This window comes from uncultured Sunxiuqinia sp. (genome assembly GCF_963974515.1).
Classification (GTDB): domain Bacteria; phylum Bacteroidota; class Bacteroidia; order Bacteroidales; family Prolixibacteraceae; genus Sunxiuqinia.
The window spans coordinates 1-22007 of sequence record NZ_CAXBDD010000035.1 but is presented as its reverse complement, the minus strand read 5'-3'; the positions used below and the strand labels follow the sequence as shown (position 1 = coordinate 22007).

Below are 22007 nucleotides of genomic sequence, written 5' to 3'. Positions count from 1 at the left end.
TCACAATTCTTCGGCATTAACCGTAGAAATGGCACCTGTCACCGATCTTTTCTGTTGTGTACCATAACCAACCACAACAACCTCATCAACGCCAATGACATCGGCTTGCATAACAATATTGATCGTGTTTTGATTGCCTACTTCAATTTCCTGGCTTAACATCCCAATGTACGATACCACAATTGAAGCTCCCTCCGGAACATTTAACGAATATTTTCCATCCAAATCGGTAATTGTTCCAGCAGTTGTTCCTTTAACAACAATTGTTACTCCAGGAATTGGAGCTCCATCGATCCCGGTTATTATTCCGGAAACCGTGCCAGGCTGTTGGCCAGACTTCAGCGGTTTCAAAACAATCAGATTATTGTTTTTCACACTGTAGGTCACATCCATACCCGAGAACAGTTCATTTAAAATTTCAGCAATTTCCTTATTTCGAACATTAATATCGACTAGCTCATCCAGTGACAATACATCTTCTGAATAGAAAAAGCGATAGTTGCTCATTTGCTCAATGTTGTTCAGAGCAGTCCGAAGAGTCTGGTTTTTTACTTCGAGGTTCAACTTGGTGTTTTGCGAGAAAACCCCTGCATTCACTTGAAGCAGTGCCAGTAAAATCAGAATGGCGGTTAGTTTCATAAGTAAAAAAAGTTTTTTCAAATGATCCCATAGGGATTCACAGAACAGATTTTTTTTCATAGTTTTACAAATAATTAGTTAGACAATACATACTTACGTATGCTTTTGTTTAGTGATGTAACAGGATGCTGGTACCATCCTGTTACTCTTTTTTAAGACATAGTCTCTATTTAAAATTCGGGATTATACCATATAGTAACATTTTTATCATCAAACACATATTTAATTGGCGAAGTGATGCTTAACACATCCAATACCTCTTTTAAGTTTTCATCCTTCAACGTACCGCTGTATGCCAGTGCGAAAACAGCCTCGTCCTGTATCTTTATTTTTACATCGTATCTCTTTTCAAGCTTATGCGCCAAAGAGCCAAACTTCTCCTTGTAAATAACCCATTCCTTGTCTTTCCATGACGTATAGATATCGGTTCTGACATCCGAGGTCAATTCGACCTTGGCAACTTTCATTGAAGTTGATATTCGCTCTCCTGTCCCCTCGCTTGCAACATCCTCTGGCTTGGTTTCGCAGCCTACATCTGTTTTATGATCTCTGTAAACCGTCAGCTTTTGATTCGGTTTTAGGATCAAATCCGTTTTGTGTGGCATAACAGCCCGATTGACTGCAACTTCTCCTTCAACCAAAATCGCTTCAATAAATTCTTCATCATTGTATGCGCGAACATTAAACTGGGTTCCGGTTGCCTTCAGTTTCAGTCCCCAAGTCTCAACATAAAAGGGCCTGCTTTTATTTGTTATAACATCAAAGTAGGCTTCTCCATCCAGTTGAACAATCCGTTGTGTCTCATCAAAGTCAACAGGATACTTGATCGAACTTCCGGCATTGATCCATACACGTGACCCATCAGGGAGTGTCACCACAGATCGACTTCCGTATGGCACTTCGGTTGTAATAAAATCGTTGGCTAGCAGATTCTGTTGCCGGGAGTTGGTAAATTGGACGTAGAAGTAGCCCAAAACAAAAGCAAAAACAAAAACAGCCGCTATTTTGGCAAACTCGCGTCCTATTCGGAGCAGCTTTGAGCGCTTGTTAATCTTGGACTCAATCCTGCCCCAATTTTTATAGGAATTGTATTTTTCTGATTTGCTTGCTGTATAGGTCAGTTCCAAATAAGCTATCGACTGACTAAAATACTCTGTATTCTGTTCCGAGGCTTCGACCCATTCACATAGTTCTGTTTCTTGTTCCTTGCTGAGGGTCCCCTCAATGTAATCGAGAATAAGCAGGTCGATATCTGAATTCATCTTCATAATAGCGGACAAGTATTAACTTCCTTTGCTACTAAGACAATAAATCTCAAAAATGGCGTACAAGATTGAGTAAAAAAATTTGACCGGACTGCTTAACACCCTCGAAATCAACGCGTATTTTTTTTAGGGCACGAGCTATTTGAGTCTTCACTGTTCCAACAGATAAATCCAGCTTTTGGGCGATTTCTTTGTAGGACATCTGTTCGTAGCGATTCAAATAAAAAATATAGCGGCACTGCTGCGGTAACGAATCGATTGAATTTTTCAGGCGTAACTCTAAATCGTCCAGTCTCAAAAGCCGCTCAATTTGAGATGTGATCTCTTCTTCTTTGTAAAACGGATAAATCATAGCCGACTCGAATTCCACCTGCCTGCGACTTTTCTTGAGGTGGTTAAGAGCCATATTACGAACCGAAATATACAAGTATGACTTTAGAGACGTTTTAACCACAATCGACTTTCGTTTGTTCCAAAGCTCCAAAAAGCAGTCATTGACAAGGTCTTTTGCATCTTCCCGACTACCTGTTATTCCATTCGCGAATACACACAACGGCGCGTAATAAGTATGGAAAACATGCTCAAACGTCTTTTGATCATCGTGTTCCCTTATTTGATCAAAAAGAAAATGATCTAAATCTGGCATCGAACGTGAGTTTATCAGTTTAGGTTTCAACAGGTTGAAAAACAACCCCATTTTGAGTATCGGTCAATTTAGCACGACAATATATAAAGTTTTCATGAGAATAAGTATGATGACTAAACATGTTATATAAACAGAATCGAGTAGGAGGAAAACAAAGTAGCCTTCCTCCTACTTCCTTTTCCGACCTCTCATGTACTCCAATAAAAAACTAATTTTCAAGCCACGTTTCTGCGAAGCTGCTCTGATTATTTCTTTCTCCAGAATCCAAACAGATATAGTCTTTTTATACGGCGGTTATGATAGTCCTCCTTAAATGGGTAGGTGTCAGTAAGATTATTTTCAGCTATCCCAATGTAAGTTTGCCCGCCCACATAGCCTTCGTATTCTGTCCTACTCTCATTCGGGCTGGTTCCTTGAAACGGATTTTTCTGCTTTCGTTCCTTCATCGGGTGAGATTCTTTTATAATTCACTTTTTAAGGTTCTGCCAATTCTAAAACAGTCGTATTATGGTACGATGGCTTCGGCTGACTTCTCACAGTCCAGATTCATCGGAATTTTAACCCGTGTTTCATAGTCTGTTTTCAGCACACCTTTGATCCCGCACGTGCGGGACCGTAGTTTGATAAACAGGTTTGTGCTTTCAAAACCGGCTTTTAGACCAACTCCACCGATACATTTTTCAGGAAACGCTCCTCAAGCAGGCGAACAATCCTTTTCACCACAAACTTGCGTATTTCCAATTCCATGGGTTGGTCGGGGTCCTGATGCGCCCAGTTTATGCGCGTACCAACGATGATGTGGATGATGTCATGCTCCAGCAATAATTTTACCACTTCTTCGGGCGGACTACTGCCCAAACGGGTTTCGCCTGTGTAGGTTTCCAGAATTTCCTCCACCTTTCCCATCGTCAAAACGCCCTCCGTCACCATTTCAAAGCCCTGCATTTCCGCGGCTGGCGGAATGGCCGCTTCGGCATAACCATAGCGATGCTGGATATTCACTTCGAGATCGAGCTCGCGGGCTATGATCTCGGCTGTTGTTCCACCACAAATTATTTTCTTCCCCGGAAATTCCGTGACCCGCTTCACAAAGTCGGTATCCTTAATTTTATAGAAAGGTGGGCCGGTAATCAGCATGAACTCGCGCGGCTGCCGGAAATGAACAACCCCGCAACTGGTGTCATCCTTCATTTCGAAAGCATCGTTCATCGCCGCCTGATTCATAATTTTCCGGGCCAGCCGGGTGGCTGAAATCTCCATTTCACGAAAAATTTGGCTTTGCGCAAACTGCTTGACCTGCTCAAGTCCCCAGCCCATCGGGTAGCGTTTTCCACCCAGTCCGCTTTGTACCACTCCGTCGGTCATAAACAGAATCCGATCGCCTTTGACGGGTTTAAACTCGCGTATGCGAAGAATCTTGCCCACATTCTCTGCGCCACGAATATTCACTTCAATTTCGCGCGGAGCAAACAGCTCGCCGTTGCGAAAAATAAGCGTTGGCGGATTATCGTAATTCACGATCCGAACCATTCCACCTACTTCAATCTCAATAATGGTGAACGTTGCGTAGCTTTCTTTGCCGTCGCTGCTTCGGGGTAAGGCACGCATAAATACATTGGCTGCCACATCAGGCTGCGTGTGCAGCGAGGCGTAATTCAATGCCATAGAAGCCGTTAAGGTGGCCAGCACATTGGCTTTTACGCCATGCCCAATTCCATCGGACAAAACCAGGATCACCCGCCCTTCTTCCTTGATCCGGCGGGTATAAAAAACATCGCCGCATACCACCTCGCCATGGTGCATCTTTTGTTGAATATCGACATCGAAGTGGTAATCGGCCATCAGTTGTTGTCCTCCTCATATTTATACGACTGTATAATCGAGTTGAGCAGCTCCTCGGTTTGCGAGGCATTCTCACCCAAAAGAAATGCAATTTTCTGCACCGTCTCCAGGTTTTTCTTGTTTACGCGCTGGGTGCGGCTGATAATTTCTTCGCGTACCAATGATGGAGCTGACATATCGCGAATCAGCGCTCCGACCACACGGTTCTTATAAATCGTAATGACGGAGATATGCAGCAGCTTATTTTGAATTTTCAGGTCGCGCTCCAGCATGTTTTCGCCCGAAGCCATCAGCGAAGCGAACATTTTAAACACCACTTCCGGAATCAGTTCCTGCAAATCGGCTCCCTGCAAACCAGGAATGGTTTCGTACAATTCTTCCAATTCCTGCCCGAACAGCCTGGCGAAACCTTCGTTTGAGTCAATCACCTTAAATTCGCTGTCGACAATGACGATGCCGGCCCTGATTTTATGCACCATGGCCGAAGCAATCACAGATGCTTCCTTTGCCTTTTCCAATCGGCGTTCGGCTTTCTTCCGGTCCGTAATGTCGATTATGGAACCCACAATCCCAATAATCTCCGACTCATCATTGCGGATCACCGCCTTGTTGAAGATCACATCGTGAATAGAACCGTCGGACAAGCGGAACTTGGTTTCGTACGATTGGTCCCCGGGGCTTTCAAATAATTCCTGGTCGCGGCGGGCATACATCTCGGCAATATCCTGTGGTTGGACATCGAACACCGTTTTCCCGATGATTTCTTCCTTCTTCAAGCCGATAAAATTTTCATGTGCCTTGTTGGTTGCAATGTAAATGCCGTTGATATCGCGGTAAAAGATTGGAATGGGCAAGGCATCGATAATCTTCTGGTGAAGATTCGGATTTTCAATCATATCCGAGTGAAAGGGTTGGTCGTCGTAGATCATGGTGATTGGTTGCTAGTAATTAGTCATCGATCATTTCTGAAACTGTAAACTGGGACTTCTTCTATCTTCCCGCAAAATTACAAATTTCGCCCCTTATTTCAATTCAATCTAAATATTATCTCCCGGTGCATATTCCCATCGAAATTTTCTTTCAATTCAAGGTTTTCGTTGATATTTGCAAAAACCTTTTCAACATCATGCAAGTAAGTGAAATTTGCCAACTGTTATCAGCCAAAATAATTTGTGGGGCAGAACATGCCTCGACCAACATTGAGCGTGGCTATAGTTCTGATTTAATGAGTGATGTACTTACGCTCGACACCGATCACCTGCTGCTAATTACCGGTATGTGCAACTTGCAGACCATCCGGACTGCGGAAATGGCTGATATTCGCTTCATTGTGTTTGTTCGCCACAAAAAAGTGACCGATGAGATGATTGCGCTTGCCAGGGAAAACAACCTGTGCCTGCTCGAATCGCCATTCACCTTGTTTAAGGCGAGTGGAATTTTGTACCAGGCAGGCTTAAAACCGGTTTATTAACAAGCGATGAAACTGGAATTTAACATAAAAGGTGGTAATTTTTCGCGGGCGGGGCATGCTTCCAGCGAGGTAAAAAAAATGCTGAAACAGCTTGGGATTGACGCCCGTTGCATTAAAAGCATCGTAATTGCCCTGTACGAAGGCGAAGTGAATGTGGTGGCCCACGCCTACGAAGGACGGATTCTAGTACAAATGGAACCGCACAAAATTACGACAGAAATCATGGATAAAGGACCGGGAATTGCGGATATTGAGCTGGCCATGCAAGAAGGATATTCTACTGCAAGTAAGGCGGTGAGAGAAATGGGATTTGGAGCCGGAATGGGGCTGGCCAATATGAAAAAAAATACCGATGAGCTGACGATTGAATCAACCGTTGGCGAAGGAACAACAGTTAAAATGGTCAATTATTTTTAATGTCACCATCCAAAAGATATCACGCATTAACCATTGACGAGCAAAAATGCATCGGCTGTACGCACTGCATGAAAGTTTGTCCAACCGAAGCCATTCGGGTGGTTGGTGGTTTGGCCGAAATCCGCGAAGACCGATGCGTGGACTGTGGCCACTGCATGCGGGCGTGCCCTGTGAAAGCAATTTATGTGGAGCAGGATGACTTAAAAAAAATTCAAACGTTCAAATACCGGGTGGTTTTATTTCCGGCTGTGATGATCGGCCAATTTCCGGAGAAATACAGTGAAGACCAGATTTATGCTGCCCTGCTGAAAATTGGCTTCACCCATGTTTTTGAAGTGGAACAGCCCATTGGAATTCTAAAAAGTTCCATCAAGGAATATTGTCGAAAATCGCCCGGAAACCGTCCACACATCTCAACTTTTTGCCCGGCCATTGTCAGGCTCATCCAAATTCGGTACCCCTCGCTGACCGAAAACATGATCCGCCGCAAAGCACCGCACGATTTGGGGGCTCACTTTGCCATCAAAGAATTAAAAAAACAGGGAGCCAAAGAAGAGGAAATTGGACTTTTTTATGTGACGCCCTGCAATGCGAAAATCAGTTCGGTGAAAAGCCCGGTAGGCGAAAAAGAATCGATTGTGGATGGAATCATCAACATGAACGCCTTGTACAACCGGGTGATGAAAGCCATTGACACCAATGAAGTGCCCGACACCAGCAGCCAAAGGCAAAACTTGACGCGCGACGGAATTTTGTGGAGCCTGACCCGGGGCGAAGCCAAGCATTTTGGCGAACGCAGCATGGCTATTGATGGTATTCACAATGTCATCCGTTTTTTGGAGCGACTGGAAAACGAGGAAGTGCCTGACATTGACTTCCTGGAGCTAAGAGCCTGCGACCAAAGCTGTGCCGGAGGCATCATGATGACCGGGAACCGCTTTCTAACGGTGGAACGGCTCGAACGCCGTGCCCGACGTTATGCCCCGGCCTGGAAATTGCAAAATACGCCAGCCATTAAAGCATCAAAAGAACTGAAACAAAAATTGATATCCGACCAGATTGTCCCTAAACCAGCTTTCAGCCTGGATCCGGATCGCGAGCGGGCACTCGAAAAGATGAACCGCGCACAACGCATCATTTGCTTTTTGCCCGGAATAGATTGCGGTGCCTGCGGAGCTCCAAACTGCCAGGCTCTAGCTGAAGATATGGTGAGCGGAACCGCCAAGATGTCGGACTGCGTTTTCCTGCAACAAATGTGGGAAAAAGAAGGAAAAATTAGCACGTCGAAAGCCTTCCGGAACGTAGAAAAAAAATGGGGAGAACAACGATTTCAAGCTGACTGTAATAAAAGAGGAAAACGAAATGAAGGTTTCTGAATTAATTGAAAAACTGAATTTGCAAGTGATTTCGGGTCAGAAAGGTCTTGACCGAGAAATCAGCGGAGCGTATGTGTCCGACTTGCTGAGCGATGTGATGGGAAATGCCCGCGAAAACCAAGTCTGGATTACCCTGCAGGTCCATCAAAATGTGATGGCCATTGCTTCGCTGAAAGACCTGGCAGCCGTGATCCTTGTTAAAGGATTGCAGCCGCACAAAAGTACGATCCAACACAGCAACGAGGAGCAGATTCCCCTGTTGTCGACCTCCGATTCAACCTTTGAGTTGAGTGGAAAACTGTATGCATTGCTGAAGGATAGCCAATGAAAAAATTTCGTGCCGATCTCCATGTTCATACCGTGTTGTCGCCCTGCGCCGACCTGGATATGAGTCCCGACCGGATTGTCGGGCTGGCTTTGGAGCGCGGCATCGATATTCTGGCAGTAACCGACCACAATTCTACCGCACAATGTGCGATCGTGAGGAAACAAGCCGAAGGCACAGGTCTTTTGGTGGTGAATGGCTGCGAGGTAAACAGCCGAGAAGAAATACATGCTATCTGCCTGTTTGAAGATGATTATACCAGCCGTAAGTTTCAGCAATTTTTAGACCAGTATTTGCCTGAAATTCCAAACCGCCCCGAGTACCACGGCCACCAGGTGTTGGTAAACAACAAAAACCAAATCACCCGTCATCTGCCCAACTACCTGGGAAGCCCGCTCCAAATCGATATTGAAATGATAGAACAGTACACCCATCAACTGAATGGACTGTTTATTCCGGCACATATCGACCGGCCCATCAACAGCCTGTACAGCCAGCTGGGTTACCTGCCCACCAACCTGAGAGTAGACGGAATGCAGCTATCGAAATTCGCCAACGAACAGGAAATTCGAAGCCGCTACGACATTCATGCCGACGTCAGCCTGATTACGGCTTCAGACGCGCATTACGTCGAAGATATTGGTTCAGCTGCTACTTCATTTTACTTATATGAACCTACTTTTCAGGAAATTCGGTGGGCCCTGAATCAAAAAAACGGCCGCTTTGTAAAAATTGAATCATGAACGAACTATCCCTCCACATTCTCGACATCGCCCAAAATTCCATCCGCGCCAATGCGGGCTTGATCGAAATTACGATTACAGAAAAACCAGATAGCGACTTGCTTTCCATGGATATTAAGGACAACGGAAAAGGTATGAGCCCGCAACAAGTGGAGCAGGCAGCCAATCCTTTTTTTACTTCCCGAACCAAACGAAAAGTTGGTCTTGGATTACCGCTGCTAAAACACAATGCCGAGCTCACCAAAGGGAGTTTTCAAATTCATTCCGAAGAAAATAAGGGGACCCAACTCCAGGTGAACTTCGGCTTTCATCACATTGATCGGCCGGTTTTGGGCGACATGGCCGGAACCTTGCTGATTTTAGCGGCCAATGAAAAGCAAACCGAAATCCGCTATGTACACGAAACTCCGAAAGGACAATTTGAATTCGACACCCGCGAAGTGAAAAAAGAGCTGGACGGAGTGCCGCTTTCAACACCGGAAATACGAAAATTTCTGAATGAAATGATTCGTGAAAATTTAGAACAAATTCAAATAAGCGAATAATGACAAAAATTAGACTTTAATTGCTTGAATCATCGGACATTTGACAAGCATATGGCTTAGCTTTCAGAATTAAAACCAGATAACACCCATATAAAATGAATAAAATCAAATCACTGGCCGACCTCAAAAAACTCAAGGAGGAAGTGCAATCCAAAATTAAACTCCGGGAAAAAGGCGACAATCCCGACAACCTGATTCAAATTAAGGTTTCGATGGCCACTTGCGGAATCGCTTCGGGTGCCAAGGACACGATGAACTTTTTTATCGAAGAACTCGACCATCAAGGTATTGATGCGCTGATTACCCAAACCGGATGCATGGGCTTTTGCTATGCCGAACCTACCATTGAGCTGACCATACCAGGCAAGCAACCCGTCATTTATGGCTGGGTGGATAAGGCGAAAGCACAAGAGATTATCGACAAGCACATCAAGTTAAACGAGCTGGTGGATGGCATCATCCCGGTGAGTTACAAAACCATTGACGAATAAAAACCACACAACGAATGGCTGACTATAAAATGCACCTGCTGGTTTGCGGTGGCACCGGCTGCAAGGCCGCCCAAAGCGAACTGATTAAGAACAACTTTCAAAACCAATTGGAAGAACGCGGACTCGAAAATGACATCCAGGTCATACACACCGGATGCTTCGGGTTTTGCGAACAAGGGCCCATTGTGAAAATTCAACCCGACAATACCTTTTACGTTTCCGTAACCCCCGACGATACCAGCGAAATCATTGAAGAGCACCTGATAAAAGGGCGCATTGTGGAACGTTTGCTATACACCGATCCAAACACAAAGAGCCAAATATCGGAAAGCAAAAACATGGACTTCTACAAAAAGCAGGTCCGCATTGCTTTGCGAAATTGTGGATTCATCAATCCAGAGAATATTGAGGAATACATTGGCAACGAAGGTTATTCGGCCTTAGGCAAATGTCTGGACGAATTGTCGCCCGAAGAAACCATTAGAATAATCATGGACTCGGGTTTGCGCGGACGTGGCGGCGGTGGCTTCCCAACGGGATTGAAATGGGATATCACCCGGAAAGAGAAAAATGAACAGAAATACGTGGTCTGCAACGCCGATGAGGGCGACCCCGGCGCCTTCATGGATCGGTCTATTTTGGAAGGCGACCCGCACACAGTGATTGAAGCAATGGCCATTTGTGGCTATTGCATTGGGGCCGACAAAGGCTTGGTGTACATTCGGGCCGAGTATCCACTGGCCATTCAGCGGCTGAAAACGGCGCTCAACCAAGCCCGCGAATATGGCTTGCTGGGCAAAAATATTCTGGGCACCAGCTTCAATTTCGATATCGAAATACGCTATGGCGCGGGCGCTTTCGTTTGTGGCGAAGAAACGGCTCTTATTCATTCCATGGAAGGCAAACGCGGCGAACCTACTTTCAAACCACCATTCCCCTCGCAGGAAGGCTACCTGGGAAAGCCCACCAACGTGAACAATGTGGAAACCTTTGCCAACATTCCACCTATCATCAACAAAGGCGCGAAATGGTTTAGCAGCATTGGCACCGAAAAATCGAAGGGCACCAAGGTGTTTGCCCTGGCCGGAAAAATCAACAATGTGGGTTTGATTGAAGTGCCAATGGGTACCACGCTGCGTGAAGTGATTTACGACATTGGAGGCGGCATCAAAAACGGTCGGAAATTCAAGTCCGTTCAAACCGGTGGTCCATCGGGCGGTTGTCTGACGAACGATTTTCTGGATACTCCCATCGACTACGACAACCTGCTGGCTGCCGGCTCCATGATGGGGTCGGGCGGAATGATCGTGATGGACGAGGACGACTGCATGGTTTCCATTGCCAAATTCTACCTTGAATTTACGCTCGAAGAATCGTGCGGCAAATGCACCCCCTGCAGGATTGGCAACAAACGTCTGCATGAGATACTGGAGAAAATTACCAGCGGAAACGGCACACCCGAAGACTTGACAAAACTACGCATGCTAAGCCATGTAATTAAGGACACCTCGCTTTGCGGGCTGGGACAAACCTCGCCTAATCCGGTGCTTTCAACCCTCGACAATTTTATGGATGAATACGAAGCACACGTGAACGAAAGCAAATGTCCGGCGGGTCAGTGTAAAGCATTGATGCAATATGTCATCGATGATGAACGCTGTACCGGCTGTACGCTATGTTTCCGGATTTGTCCGGTTGGAGCCATTTCTGGCGAAAAACGCAGTCCACATTACATTGACCAAACACTTTGCATCAAGTGTGGGGCCTGCTTCGAAAAATGCAAGTTCAATGCAATCAAAATTGCCTAAGGTGATGAAAGTGCCTAACGTTTAAACAAACAATTATGGAAATGATTAATTTGACCATCGATAAAAAACCCCTGGTCGTCAAGAAAGGGACAACCATTTTAGAAGCCGCATCGAGCATTGGCGTTGATATCCCCACGCTTTGCCACATGCATCTGCACGATATGAACATCGAAAATAAGCCCGGAGGCTGCCGGGTGTGTGTGGTTGAAGTTACCGGGCGTAGAAACCTGGCTCCGGCTTGTTGCACCGAAGTAGCCGAAGGCATGGAAGTTCGTTCGCACTCCATCCGGGCGGTCAATGCCCGCCGAACGGTGGTGGAGTTGATCCTTTCGGACCACCCCGCCGACTGCCTGGTTTGCGCTAAATCGGGAAACTGCGATCTGCAGGACATGGCTCATCATCTGGGGATTCGCGAAATTCATTACCAGGGCGAACAATCCCACTACCGCGAGGATACAAGCCCTGCTATCATCCGCGAAATGGACAAATGCATCTTGTGCCGCCGCTGCGAAATGATGTGTAACGAGGTGCAAACGGTTGGCGTGCTTTCCATGATCAACCGTGGATTTCACGCGGTCGTCTCTCCCGCTTTCGAAATGAACCTGGACCACTCTTCCTGCACCTACTGCGGACAATGTGTGGCCGTTTGCCCCACCGGAGCTTTAACCGAAGTCGATCAAACCGGAGCGGTCATTCGGGCACTTTCCGACCCTTCAAAAACGGTCATTGTGCAAACAGCGCCCGCTGTTCGGGCAGCCTTAGGCGAAGAATTTGGCCTGCCTGCCGGAACACTGGTCACCGGCAAAATGGCTGCCTCCTTGCGCCGTCTGGGTTTCGACTATGTGTTTGACACCGATTTTGCAGCCGATTTGACCATCATGGAGGAAGGCTCCGAATTGCTTGGGCGCCTCAACAAATATTTGGCCGGCGACCAGGAAGTAAAACTGCCAATTCTGACTTCGTGCTGCCCGGCTTGGGTAAAGTTTTTTGAACACCATTTCCCAGGATTGAAAGATATTCCCTCCACTGCCCGCTCGCCACAGCAAATGTTTGGCGCCATTGCCAAGACTTATTTCGCCGAAAAAATGAAAGTGAAACGCGAAGATCTGGTGGTTGTTTCCATCATGCCCTGCGTGGCCAAAAAATACGAAAGCAGTCGCGATGAATTTGCCGTTGATGGCAACCCTGACGTAGACCACGCGTTAACAACCCGCGAGTTAGCGCAGATTATCAAGCTGGCAAATATCGATTTCAAGTCGCTGCCCAACGAAGAATTTGATCAACCTATGGGCGAATCCACCGGTGCCAGTGTTATTTTCGGAACGACTGGTGGAGTAATCGAAGCAGCAGTGCGAACCGCCTATGAACTGCAAACCGGAAAAAAGCTGGAAAGGCTCGACTTTGAAGAATTGCGCGGAATGGAAGGATTGCGCAAAGCCACCATTGACTTTGATGGATTGCCAATCAATATTGGCATTGCACATGGTTTGGGTAACGCACGCAAATTGCTCGAAGAAATTAAAGCTGGAACCAGCGAATTTCACGCCATAGAGATCATGTCATGTCCCGGCGGATGTATCGGAGGTGGTGGCCAACCATACCATCACGGGGACGTAGAGATTTTACGGAAGCGGCAAAAAGCGATCTATTCCGAAGATCAAAGCAAAACCATCCGAAAATCGCACGAAAATCCATACATCAAAAAACTGTACGAGGAATTCTTGGGGGAACCGCTGAGCGAAAAAGCACATCATTTGTTGCACACGGAGTATTTTGACAGAAGCTAAGAAAAAGTCGTACTGATCAGCCGCTGTATTCAGAGTCAAGCCTCCGGCTTCCAGCGATCAATGACGATTGAATGACCATTAAATGACTAAAGTATATTGAAATGCCAAAAATAAAACTTGCAGAAAAAACCATCAATCAGATTAAAGAAGTCTGTGCCCAGTTTGGAAACCAGGAAGGAGAACTGATTAATGTACTGCACCAGGTTCAAAGCAAATTGGGTTACTTGCCAGCCGAAGTCCAGGAAGTGATTGCCAAAGAGCTAAAAATGTCGGTAGCCAAAGTGTATGGCGTGGTGACTTTCTATTCATTTTTCACCATGCTACCCCAGGGGGAGCATCCCATTTCAATTTGCATGGGAACGGCTTGTTATGTGCGCGGTGCAGAACAGGTGCTGGCTGAATTCAAGAGACAACTGAACATCGAAGTGGGGCAAACATCGCCCGACGGGAAATTTTCACTTAGCAGCCTGCGTTGTGTTGGCGCTTGCGGACTGGCACCCGTGGTTACCGTGGGACAACGGGTTTATGGCCGGGTGTCACCACAACAAGTCAGTAAAATTATTGCGGAGTACCAGGAAGGTTGCCCGTCCGAAGCCAAATCAGCCTAAAAAAGGGCCACGAAAAGGTCTGAAATATTCTACCGATAGCTGACTGTTCAGCCTGCCATAATGGCATTTTCAAAACACAGCATTTGTTCAGGCATTTCAAACTACTAAAAGCTAAGTATCTGAATAAATGACAGCTATGACTTGAAAATTTGTCCTTCCGTAACCTCTGGCATTTGTTTTGATTTTTTCAAATCGAAAAATAAATGTCTAACTAAAAAGTATGGAGGATAAAATGATGGCACTATCAAGATTTTCAAACCAGTATCCGGATTTATTTGACCGCTTTTTTGACACGAATTTATTTGACTGGTCAAACCGGAATTATTCGACAACGAACACGACTTTGCCTGCTGTTAACATCAAGGAAGACAACGATGGTTTTGAAGTCGAAGTGGCTGTTCCGGGTTTCGACAAAAAAGATTTTAAGATTGACCTGAACAACAGCTTGCTAACGATCTCCTCAGAGAAAAAAATGGACGATGAAACTAAAGAAGGGCAACAGTTTACTCGTCGGGAGTTTAGCTACCAATCGTTTAGCCGCTCATTCACCTTGCCACAAACTGTTGAAAGTGATAAAATTGTGGCCAAGTACGAAAATGGAATTCTCAAGGTTAACATTCCAAAAAAAGAAGAGGTTAAGCCAAAACCACCCAAACAAATTGAGATCAAATAAGGATTAACCAGGACTTCAGGAACCACAGGGAATTCAAGCTTACCAACGAATAATATGTAACTCCCTGTACCAGGAACTCAAAGGGCAGGCCCTGTTTTTCGGCCTGCCCATTAAAAGCTGAATAGCTGCAATTGCCAACTTAATCGTCTGACGATCAAAAAAGAAAGATTATGAAACGCATTTGCTTGTCCACAATACTATCTGTGATTTTATTAAGCAGTTGTGCCGGCCACGGCGAAAAAAAAGAAGACCTGTCCACGGATTCAATTTCACCCAAAACCGATATTCTGGTGAATAAGGAATTTGATGAAGATGGCAACCTGATTCGGTACGATTCAACATACACGCAATTTTATTCGAACATTGAGGGTGACACCTTGTTAGCCGACAGCATCTTCTCTGAATTCAAAAATCGCTTCAACCAGCGATACCCGTTTTCCGGCGAATCGTATTTCGATAATTTCTTTTTTCAGGATTCCTTGCTGGAATATGATTTCTATACGAAAGACTTTTTTTCGGAACGGTTTCGCAACAACATGAAGCGCATGGATTCACTATTCTGGCAAATGGACTCAGTGAAAAATCGGTTTTTCATGGATCAATTTCCGCTAAACAATCAAAATCGTCTTTTGGAAGATCAATAATGCCGAAATGGAATACAAAGACTATTACAAAATATTGGGGGTTGATAAAAATGCTTCGCAGGCCGAAATTAAGAAAGCCTACCGAAAACTGGCCGTGAAATACCACCCGGACAAAAATCCCGGAAATAAAGAAACCGAAAGCCGGTTCAAGGAGATCAACGAAGCCCACGAGGTGCTGAGCAAACCCGAAAAACGAAAAAAATACGATGAACTGGGCGAAAACTGGAACAGGTTTGACCAGGGCGGAGCTTATTCAGGAAACAACCCGTTTGCAGGTTTCGGCCGGCAACAAGGGCAATCGTTCTATTCCGATGAAGACTTAAACGACGTATTCGGGGCCTTTGGCTCATCCGGCTTTTCTGATTTTTTTGAAGTATTCTTTGGAAGCAGAGCAAGTTCACGCGGTTCAGGGCGAAGAGCCGAAGACTTTGGGGTCAAAGGGCAAGACCTTCAGGCGGAACTTCAACTTAGCTTGGAAGAAGCCTACCACGGAAGCAGTAAAGTTCTCCAGCTTCAGCATGAGAAAATCCGTATGACGATAAGGCCTGGAGCCCGCGACGGGCAAGTGCTGCGAATTAAAGGTAAGGGTGGAAAAGGAAAGGGCACAAGCGATCCGGGTAACCTGATGGTTACCATACGCCTGTTACCGCATCGTTCGTTTGAACGAATTGGAAATGACCTAAAGGTACAACACCAGATCAGTTTGTTTGATGCCGTGCTTGGAGGCGAAACCAAGGTGAAAACGATGGACGGAAAAATTAAAATCAGAATCCCGGCCGGAACTAAAAATAACAAAACACTGAGAGTAAAAGGAAAAGGGATGCCGGTTTACGGCAAACCGAATCAATCAGGTGACTTGTTGGTTCAACTTCAGGTTGAGATTCCTGAAAAGCTGACTCCTGCACAAAAAGAACTATTTGAGAAACTCAGGCTAAGTTTTAACTGAAAAACAGCAAGTTTATGAAAAGCTTGATCAAATATCCTGAAATAGAAACGGATCTGATTCGCAGACTAATCGAAGGATTTCATGACCAGGAATTACACTATTCCTGTGCCGATCTGTATGACGCCGGGCTGTGCGATTCAAGTCAACTGGCGGAAGCAATCCGATACGCCAACCAAACCTTATTTCGTGCAGGTTTAAATCCACAGCACTACATCAAGCCCATTTTTGTGACCAACATCGAAAACGGCGAAACCTATCGTGATTGGAAAATGAGCCAAGCGGGATTTTTACTTGTATTTTTAAGTGCCCAGGAATCGAACAGACTTTTTAACCGATACAAAATTGAGCTTATCAACCGACTGCTGAAATAACCAGGCATTTCTCAAGATCAGCTTAAAAATCCTGTTCCCGATGCGATAGCAATACATTGGCCTTGTATTTCTCCTTTAAATGAGCAGCCAACTGTTCCGCAGCATACACCGATCGATGTTGTCCTCCGGTACATCCAAAATTCACGCTCAGGTGCGAAAAACCACGGGACAAGTACATTTTCACGGACTGATCAACCAAACCAAAGACATTTTTCAGAAAATCGCCCATGTCGGAATTGCTTTCCAAAAAGTCGATCACCGGCTGGTCCTTGCCTGTCAGTTGCTTGTATTCCTCATACCGTCCTGGATTGTGAATCGCCCGGCAATCGAAAACATAGCCTCCGCCATTTCCTGAGGGATCTTCAGGAATACCCTTCTTATAGGAGAAGCTGGTAATCCGAATGGTCAGTGCATCATCCTGCAAACCAATTCTTCGAAGGTAAATCGATTGACTGATCGCATCAAGCACATTAAACAACTCGGGCAACTCAACCGGTATATTATTGTTTTCCAATAAATATTTCAAGTTTTCCAAAGCAAAGGGAATGCTTTTCAGAAAGTGCTCCTTTTTCTCATAGAAGCCTCGAAAACCATAGGCTCCCATGGCTTGCATAATCCGAATTAAGACGTAGCCGGTAAAGTAAGCTTTAAACTCATCGCGATTGATGGCCTGGTATTTCTCCAGGGCGTCAAGATAAAACTCCAGCAACTCGTTTCGAACCGTTTGTGGAATGTCGGCCTTGGCATCGTAAAGGAGCGACGCCAAGTCGTACTGCAATGCACCTTTTCTTCCGCCCTGGTAATCGATGAAAGCCACTTTATTGTCGCGAAGCATGATGTTGCGCGACTGAAAATCACGAAACATGAAATAATCACTTTCTGCATCCAGCAAATAACTGCTGAAGTTCTGGAAATCATCTTCCAGCGCCTGCTCATCAAAAGGTATCTTGGCCAGTTTCAGAAAATAATATTTGAAGTAGTTCAAATCCCACATCATCGACTGCTTGTCGAATGCCGCCCGCGGGTAACAAAAATCGTAGTTGATTCCCTTTCCTGCCGTGATTTGCAGTCTCGGTAATTCCTGAAGTACCTTTTTGTAGACGTTCACAATCTTCTCCGAAAAACCCTCCAGCTCACGGGTGCGACTCAAATAATCAAACAAAGTCAGGTTTCCCAAATCTTCCTGCAAATAGCAGGTCTTCGCCTCATTCGCTGCATAAATCTCGGGAACCGCTACCCCTTGCTTAAAAAAATGATCTGAGAATTCGAGGAAAGCCTGATTTTCTCGCACATCCTGATTCCAGGCGCCAATCGCCTGATGATTCTTGCTCCGAATCCTGCAATACTCGCGATATGACCCTGAAGCTGGCAACACTTCAAAAACGGTCATTTCTTCTTGAAAATGACCTTCATAGAGTTGGATAATTTCTTCTTTCGTTTTTAAGTCCAAAGCGTTCTCCTTTTTACGTGAAGAACAAAGATAAGAGAATTTGGCAGCTCCTTCATAAAAAACGATTCACTTTGCAATCTCTCCCCGAGGTCATTATTCACTCCATGTAACACCCCAATTTTTATTGGGTGCGCGACCCATCTCCAAAGTCAACTCTCCTCCTGAAACCACTTGCCAATGGGGAATCTTCCAATGATTTAAGGGTACGTCGTTTAAGCTGGCCGATTGAATGTACCGGTTTTCGGAGGAATTGTTTTTTGTTGTGATGGTGAACGTTCTTCCTGAATAATAGCCAGGGTTCAAATGAATGGTGATCTGGTCAAAGATCGGACTTCCCAGTTCGTAAACAGGTTGCGGTGAACTTCCGCCTTTCATCGAGAACAAGCCCATTTTCATTAAAACCGACAGCGATCCCATCAGTCCCTGATCCTCATCGCCATTAAATCCTCGTTGCGAGCTTAGTCCTTCATAGACCGATTCCACCACTTCGCGTGACCAATACTGCGTTTGCCAGGGCTGGTCGAGGTAATTAAAAACAAACGCCGTTTGAATGGAAGGCTGGTTTCCATAGTTGATGGGGATGCGGCTATATTCCGGGTGCAGTTCGCGGTCGTGCGAAGTTCCAGCAGTAAATCCCATCGTTGCAGCTGTTTCAAAAGCTTGGGTCAGCTTTTGGGTTGCAGCCTCCTTACCGCCCATCAATTCTGCTAGCTCGGGTAAATCATGTGGCACAAACCAGGTGGACTGTGCCGCGTTTGATTCATTAAATCCGTGCTCATGCTCATACGGGTCAAAGTCAGCTTTCCAGTTCCCAGTCACATCTTTGGGCCGCATCCAGGCAGATTCCGGATCAAAGACATGCTGATAGTTTTGTGATCGTTTCATAAAATAGGTGTAGTCTTCTTCCTTCCCCAATTTTTGCGCCAGTTGTGCCAATGTCCAGTCCTGGTAGGCGTATTCCATTGTCAAGCTGGCTCCATCTTGGTGGTAGCCAAACTGGCCTTCCGGGATCGGATGCGGCACAAAACCTTTGTCGATGTAATAGCTCAATCCGCCACCGAGCGCAGTTTTATGCTCATAACCGGCTTTCTCCATGATTCCACCCGGCAGGTGATTCTTTTTTAATGCCTGATATATTTCTTCCAAATCATCTTTTACAATCCCTTTTTGGATGGCGCTCACCATAAATGGGGTTGCCGAAGCGCCGGTCATCACAAAAGTATAGTTTCCACCCGACGGCCCGCGCGGAACCAAGCCACCATCCTTGTAATATTGCATCATCGAAGCGGTGAATTCATCCATCATTTCGGGATAAGCGAGTCCCCAAAGCGTGTTGATGGTCCACTGCGCACCCCAAAAAGCATCGGAATTGTAGTGGTTAAATTTTGGTTTGCCATTCGCATCCAAAGGCAACTGACCGATACGGAAATTTGTCCCTGTGTTATCCGGGTAGGCGCCATTCACGTCACTGATGGTTCGGCGACCTTGAAGCGCGTGCCACAAATCCGTGTAAAAGCGCTTTTGTTGCTCCAGCGTTCCGCCCTCAACTTCAATCCGGCCCAACCATTTGTTCCACTCCTGACGCGAATCCGAAACCACCTGATCAAAATCCCAGCCTGGCAATTCTTCCTGCATATTCACTCCGGCATTCTGAATGGAAGTGTACGAAATCGCCACTTTCAACAGCAGTTCTTTGTCCTCCAACTCATCAAAATGAACCAGATAGTTTCCGGTGGCAGTATCTTGCTCGATGTGAGAAATCGGTGTATTAAATTCTGCATTAAAAAAAACAGAGCAATCTTTTGGGCGGCGGATGGTGGGCGAATTCACCGTGCTGCCTATCAGCACGGTTTCACTGGTTTGTGTTAATGTGCCATCTTTCATGAGGCTTGGGCCAAGCATTCCATTCAGATTGAAGAGAATAGCAGCCTGTCCGCCTTTGGGAAAAGCATAGCGATGAAAACCAACCCGTTTCGTAGATGTGAGTTCAGCTTTGATCTGGTATCGATCCAGCTCGAGTAGATGATAACCGGGAGTGATTTTTTCTGTTTCATGACTAAAATGAGAATAATAGTCTGAGAACAATTCTGACTCCCCCTCTTCATCGACAATAACCGGCATAACCGAAACCCCGGCCAACTGCCAGGCATGAATATGACTAAAACCTTTAATGGTATCGGTATTGTATCGGTAGCCGCTCCCCCACGCACCGCCGGTTTGCGTATCCGGACTAAGGTTCACCATTCCGAATGGACGGCAAGCAGATGAAAAGAAAAACCACCGTGAATTGGCCGTATCAACGGTCGGCACAACCAAATCCGCAATTGGAGTAATCGTTTCTGAAACGTTATTCTCACAAGAAATTAAAAATAAAAAAAGAATGGGGAACAGGTTGAATGCAGTTCGTTTTAAATTCATGAATTCGATCGTTTTTGAGAATTAAGGTTGATCAATTTATAAAAGAAAATCTATTTAAACGTGATGGTGTGAGAAAACGGCGTATAACCCGTTAGAAACAGATGCATTCCCTGACCTTTGATAGAGCCAAAATGGGTGCTGTACAACTCCCCATCAATCCGATCAATGTGCTCGTGTTCAGCCACTCCCGGTCCAACCCGGATGGTATCCTTTCCCGCCTGGTAGGTGGCATAACCATCGGCTAAAAGAAAATCATCGTCATGATCGGTTGAACGAACATTTGATAGCTGTCCACCAGACCGGAAACAAAGTTCCAGAGTAACCTTGACACCTTCGGCTGCGGAAACCTGGATTTTCATCTCGAATTCACCATTGTTCTCCTGAATTGTGATGTCCGTTTCCAGCGTCTGAACATCGCTGACCGGGCGGTTTTCAAAATCCATTTTACTCCAAAAACGCCGATCCAGCGATTTGCTCAAGCGATAATCGCCCTCCGGATTTCGTTTATCGGCCGGCAGGGGCTGATAATAATAAGCCTCTTTCCGTTCATGCAAATAATAGGTATTCGCCTCTTTTCTGAAACCTTCGCTTCTCACATAACCCGTATTGAAGAATGAAGTGGACAAGCGCGCATATTCGAGCACCGCTTCGCCCTTTCGGTAAGTGAAGAATGTTGGGTTGGAAGACCGCCCGGAAGCAACAGTTACAGGCAGATCGTTTCCTCCAAAGATTGTAGCGGTGATTTGGCCTCTTTTTATTCGTGCCACATGCGTCAGCGGAAAATATCTCGTATAGTTTCCTGGAAGCTTTTCCGGTGTCGGAAGTTTCTGCAAAAGCACAGGCATATCCAGAAAATGAATCAGCGAGCGCGACAAAACCTGCTGTTCAAAATCCTCAAAACCTTCAATTTTTCGAGTGACTGCAGCCAGCATCTCATTCGTTTCCACAACCGCCAGGTATCGGTAGCACAAATAAAACAGGCTCATCGAAAGTAAAAAGTTTTGATCCTGCCGCCTCGAATCTACGGTGATTAGTTCTCCGTTTTCTTCAAGAAAATAGTAGGTTGAAATCAGATTTTTCTCGACGATTTCAAGCAGCTCCGGGCGGTTCAGCAGGTGCGCAATCGTAATCAAAGAGAAGGCTTCTACCCGGGAATAGTTGCGACTCCGTTCCGGAAACTGGCCATCGGTATCAAGGTAAACGCCCTCATCAAGCCATTGGTCAATCCGCTCAAGGTATCGTTCATCCGGGTAAAGTGCGTACAAGCGGGCCAACGAAGCGGATACCACCCAACGATGGTTTGGCGTGTGCACGCCTCCTCGCACCAATGCTTCTCCGGCAATTAACAGAAATTCATCCAACTGCTTGCGGATTTTTTCCGTATCTTCTGATCCATTTTCCCTGAGCAAGGCAGCGGCCGGACAAAGGTATTCCAGCAAAAAAGCCGTATCGGGCGGTGACTGCCTGTTTCCTCCCGCATCAATTGTTCCATTCAAATGCTGCAACTCAAGCAAGGCAGAAACCAACTCCTCCATTTGGCTG

The 22007-nt window shown here is 45.8% G+C and carries 23 protein-coding genes; 14 read left to right on the top strand and 9 right to left on the bottom strand.

The window, feature by feature from the left end:
- The 6 genes from AAC033_RS09920 to AAC033_RS09895 all read right to left on the bottom strand — a co-directional run bounded on the left by AAC033_RS09920 (position 1) and on the right by AAC033_RS09895 (position 5321).
- Positions 1-639 (bottom strand): carboxypeptidase-like regulatory domain-containing protein, encoded by a 639-nt coding sequence (locus AAC033_RS09920; RefSeq protein WP_339737584.1) that lies wholly within the window; start codon positions 637-639, stop codon positions 1-3.
- Positions 640-809: 170 nt separating this feature from the next.
- On the bottom strand, positions 810-1907 hold the full coding sequence (locus AAC033_RS09915) for a FecR family protein (protein WP_339737582.1): 1098 nt from the start codon (positions 1905-1907) through the stop codon (positions 810-812).
- 46 nt (positions 1908-1953) lie between these two features.
- Positions 1954-2580, bottom strand: a complete 627-nt coding sequence (locus AAC033_RS09910) for an RNA polymerase sigma-70 factor (protein ID WP_339737580.1) — start codon at positions 2578-2580, stop codon at positions 1954-1956.
- Between the two features lie 215 nt (positions 2581-2795).
- Entirely contained in the window at positions 2796-2996 is a 201-nt protein-coding gene (locus AAC033_RS09905; RefSeq protein WP_339737578.1) for a hypothetical protein, read from the bottom strand.
- A 208-nt stretch (positions 2997-3204) separates the two neighbouring features.
- On the bottom strand, positions 3205-4392 hold the full coding sequence (locus AAC033_RS09900; RefSeq protein ID WP_339737576.1) for a SpoIIE family protein phosphatase: 1188 nt from the start codon (positions 4390-4392) through the stop codon (positions 3205-3207).
- The gene (locus tag AAC033_RS09895) at positions 4392-5321 is read right to left on the bottom strand and encodes a PAS domain S-box protein (RefSeq protein WP_339737574.1); all 930 of its coding nucleotides are present in this window, start codon (positions 5319-5321) and stop codon (positions 4392-4394) included. Before AAC033_RS09895 ends, AAC033_RS09900 begins: the two co-directional genes overlap by 1 nt.
- A gap of 197 nt (positions 5322-5518) precedes the next feature.
- On the opposite strand from AAC033_RS09895, the gene AAC033_RS09890 reads away from it, so the two are divergent.
- The 14 genes from AAC033_RS09890 (at position 5519) to AAC033_RS09825 (ending at position 16597) form a co-directional block, all read left to right on the top strand.
- On the top strand, positions 5519-5863 hold the full coding sequence (locus tag AAC033_RS09890) for a hypothetical protein (protein WP_339737572.1): 345 nt from the start codon (positions 5519-5521) through the stop codon (positions 5861-5863).
- A 6-nt stretch (positions 5864-5869) separates the two neighbouring features.
- Positions 5870-6280, top strand: coding sequence for an ATP-binding protein (locus AAC033_RS09885; RefSeq protein WP_339737571.1), 411 nt, complete (start codon positions 5870-5872; stop codon positions 6278-6280).
- Positions 6280-7656: a [Fe-Fe] hydrogenase large subunit C-terminal domain-containing protein gene (locus tag AAC033_RS09880; protein ID WP_339737569.1), complete on the top strand. Its 1377-nt coding sequence runs from the start codon at positions 6280-6282 to the stop codon at positions 7654-7656. The genes AAC033_RS09885 and AAC033_RS09880 overlap by 1 nt, the downstream gene beginning before the upstream one ends.
- On the top strand, positions 7643-7984 hold the full coding sequence (locus AAC033_RS09875; RefSeq protein WP_339737567.1) for a DRTGG domain-containing protein: 342 nt from the start codon (positions 7643-7645) through the stop codon (positions 7982-7984). The genes AAC033_RS09880 and AAC033_RS09875 overlap by 14 nt, the downstream gene beginning before the upstream one ends.
- Complete coding sequence (locus AAC033_RS09870) at positions 7981-8724, top strand: PHP domain-containing protein (protein ID WP_339737565.1); 744 nt, start codon at positions 7981-7983, stop codon at positions 8722-8724. Before AAC033_RS09875 ends, AAC033_RS09870 begins: the two co-directional genes overlap by 4 nt.
- Positions 8721-9269 (top strand): ATP-binding protein, encoded by a 549-nt coding sequence (locus AAC033_RS09865; RefSeq protein WP_339737563.1) that lies wholly within the window; start codon positions 8721-8723, stop codon positions 9267-9269. Before AAC033_RS09870 ends, AAC033_RS09865 begins: the two co-directional genes overlap by 4 nt.
- A gap of 95 nt (positions 9270-9364) precedes the next feature.
- Positions 9365-9760 carry a (2Fe-2S) ferredoxin domain-containing protein gene (locus tag AAC033_RS09860; RefSeq protein WP_339737561.1) on the top strand — a complete coding sequence of 132 codons (396 nt, stop codon included), beginning with the start codon at positions 9365-9367 and terminating at the stop codon, positions 9758-9760.
- 14 nt (positions 9761-9774) lie between these two features.
- Positions 9775-11568, top strand: coding sequence for an NADH-quinone oxidoreductase subunit NuoF (locus AAC033_RS09855; RefSeq protein ID WP_339737559.1), 1794 nt, complete (start codon positions 9775-9777; stop codon positions 11566-11568).
- A 35-nt stretch (positions 11569-11603) separates the two neighbouring features.
- The gene (locus AAC033_RS09850) at positions 11604-13355 is read left to right on the top strand and encodes an NADH-dependent [FeFe] hydrogenase, group A6 (RefSeq protein WP_339737557.1); all 1752 of its coding nucleotides are present in this window, start codon (positions 11604-11606) and stop codon (positions 13353-13355) included.
- Between the two features lie 101 nt (positions 13356-13456).
- Positions 13457-13963, top strand: a complete 507-nt coding sequence (nuoE, locus tag AAC033_RS09845) for an NADH-quinone oxidoreductase subunit NuoE (protein WP_339737555.1) — start codon at positions 13457-13459, stop codon at positions 13961-13963.
- A 232-nt stretch (positions 13964-14195) separates the two neighbouring features.
- Entirely contained in the window at positions 14196-14636 is a 441-nt protein-coding gene (locus AAC033_RS09840; RefSeq protein ID WP_339737553.1) for an Hsp20/alpha crystallin family protein, read from the top strand.
- A gap of 170 nt (positions 14637-14806) precedes the next feature.
- Entirely contained in the window at positions 14807-15280 is a 474-nt protein-coding gene (locus AAC033_RS09835; protein ID WP_339737551.1) for a hypothetical protein, read from the top strand.
- Between the two features lie 7 nt (positions 15281-15287).
- Positions 15288-16226, top strand: a complete 939-nt coding sequence (locus AAC033_RS09830) for a J domain-containing protein (protein ID WP_339737549.1) — start codon at positions 15288-15290, stop codon at positions 16224-16226.
- A gap of 14 nt (positions 16227-16240) precedes the next feature.
- Entirely contained in the window at positions 16241-16597 is a 357-nt protein-coding gene (locus tag AAC033_RS09825; RefSeq protein WP_339737547.1) for a hypothetical protein, read from the top strand.
- A gap of 22 nt (positions 16598-16619) precedes the next feature.
- On the opposite strand, the gene AAC033_RS09820 is transcribed toward AAC033_RS09825, so the two are convergent.
- From AAC033_RS09820 to AAC033_RS09810, 3 genes are all read right to left on the bottom strand, one after another.
- Positions 16620-18047, bottom strand: a complete 1428-nt coding sequence (locus tag AAC033_RS09820) for an RNase adapter RapZ (RefSeq protein ID WP_339737545.1) — start codon at positions 18045-18047, stop codon at positions 16620-16622.
- Positions 18048-18140: 93 nt separating this feature from the next.
- Complete coding sequence (locus tag AAC033_RS09815; RefSeq protein WP_339737543.1) at positions 18141-20465, bottom strand: GH92 family glycosyl hydrolase; 2325 nt, start codon at positions 20463-20465, stop codon at positions 18141-18143.
- Positions 20466-20515: 50 nt separating this feature from the next.
- Positions 20516-22007: hypothetical protein (locus AAC033_RS09810; RefSeq protein WP_339737541.1), on the bottom strand; the 1492-nt coding region annotated here is incomplete at its 5' end.

Coding starts and splice junctions, on each gene's coding strand:
- AAC033_RS09920 (WP_339737584.1), bottom strand. CDS start 639: ATGAAACTAACCGCCATTCTGATTTTACTGGCACTGCTTCAAGTGAAT.
- AAC033_RS09915 (WP_339737582.1), bottom strand. CDS start 1,907: ATGAAGATGAATTCAGATATCGACCTGCTTATTCTCGATTACATTGAG.
- AAC033_RS09905 (WP_339737578.1), bottom strand. CDS start 2,996: ATGAAGGAACGAAAGCAGAAAAATCCGTTTCAAGGAACCAGCCCGAAT.
- AAC033_RS09900 (WP_339737576.1), bottom strand. CDS start 4,392: ATGGCCGATTACCACTTCGATGTCGATATTCAACAAAAGATGCACCAT.
- AAC033_RS09895 (WP_339737574.1), bottom strand. CDS start 5,321: ATGATCTACGACGACCAACCCTTTCACTCGGATATGATTGAAAATCCG.
- AAC033_RS09890 (WP_339737572.1), top strand. CDS start 5,519: ATGCAAGTAAGTGAAATTTGCCAACTGTTATCAGCCAAAATAATTTGT.
- AAC033_RS09885 (WP_339737571.1), top strand. CDS start 5,870: ATGAAACTGGAATTTAACATAAAAGGTGGTAATTTTTCGCGGGCGGGG.
- AAC033_RS09880 (WP_339737569.1), top strand. CDS start 6,280: ATGTCACCATCCAAAAGATATCACGCATTAACCATTGACGAGCAAAAA.
- AAC033_RS09875 (WP_339737567.1), top strand. CDS start 7,643: ATGAAGGTTTCTGAATTAATTGAAAAACTGAATTTGCAAGTGATTTCG.
- AAC033_RS09870 (WP_339737565.1), top strand. CDS start 7,981: ATGAAAAAATTTCGTGCCGATCTCCATGTTCATACCGTGTTGTCGCCC.
- AAC033_RS09865 (WP_339737563.1), top strand. CDS start 8,721: ATGAACGAACTATCCCTCCACATTCTCGACATCGCCCAAAATTCCATC.
- AAC033_RS09860 (WP_339737561.1), top strand. CDS start 9,365: ATGAATAAAATCAAATCACTGGCCGACCTCAAAAAACTCAAGGAGGAA.
- AAC033_RS09855 (WP_339737559.1), top strand. CDS start 9,775: ATGGCTGACTATAAAATGCACCTGCTGGTTTGCGGTGGCACCGGCTGC.
- AAC033_RS09850 (WP_339737557.1), top strand. CDS start 11,604: ATGGAAATGATTAATTTGACCATCGATAAAAAACCCCTGGTCGTCAAG.
- nuoE (WP_339737555.1), top strand. CDS start 13,457: ATGCCAAAAATAAAACTTGCAGAAAAAACCATCAATCAGATTAAAGAA.
- AAC033_RS09840 (WP_339737553.1), top strand. CDS start 14,196: ATGATGGCACTATCAAGATTTTCAAACCAGTATCCGGATTTATTTGAC.
- AAC033_RS09835 (WP_339737551.1), top strand. CDS start 14,807: ATGAAACGCATTTGCTTGTCCACAATACTATCTGTGATTTTATTAAGC.
- AAC033_RS09830 (WP_339737549.1), top strand. CDS start 15,288: ATGGAATACAAAGACTATTACAAAATATTGGGGGTTGATAAAAATGCT.
- AAC033_RS09825 (WP_339737547.1), top strand. CDS start 16,241: ATGAAAAGCTTGATCAAATATCCTGAAATAGAAACGGATCTGATTCGC.
- AAC033_RS09815 (WP_339737543.1), bottom strand. CDS start 20,465: ATGAATTTAAAACGAACTGCATTCAACCTGTTCCCCATTCTTTTTTTA.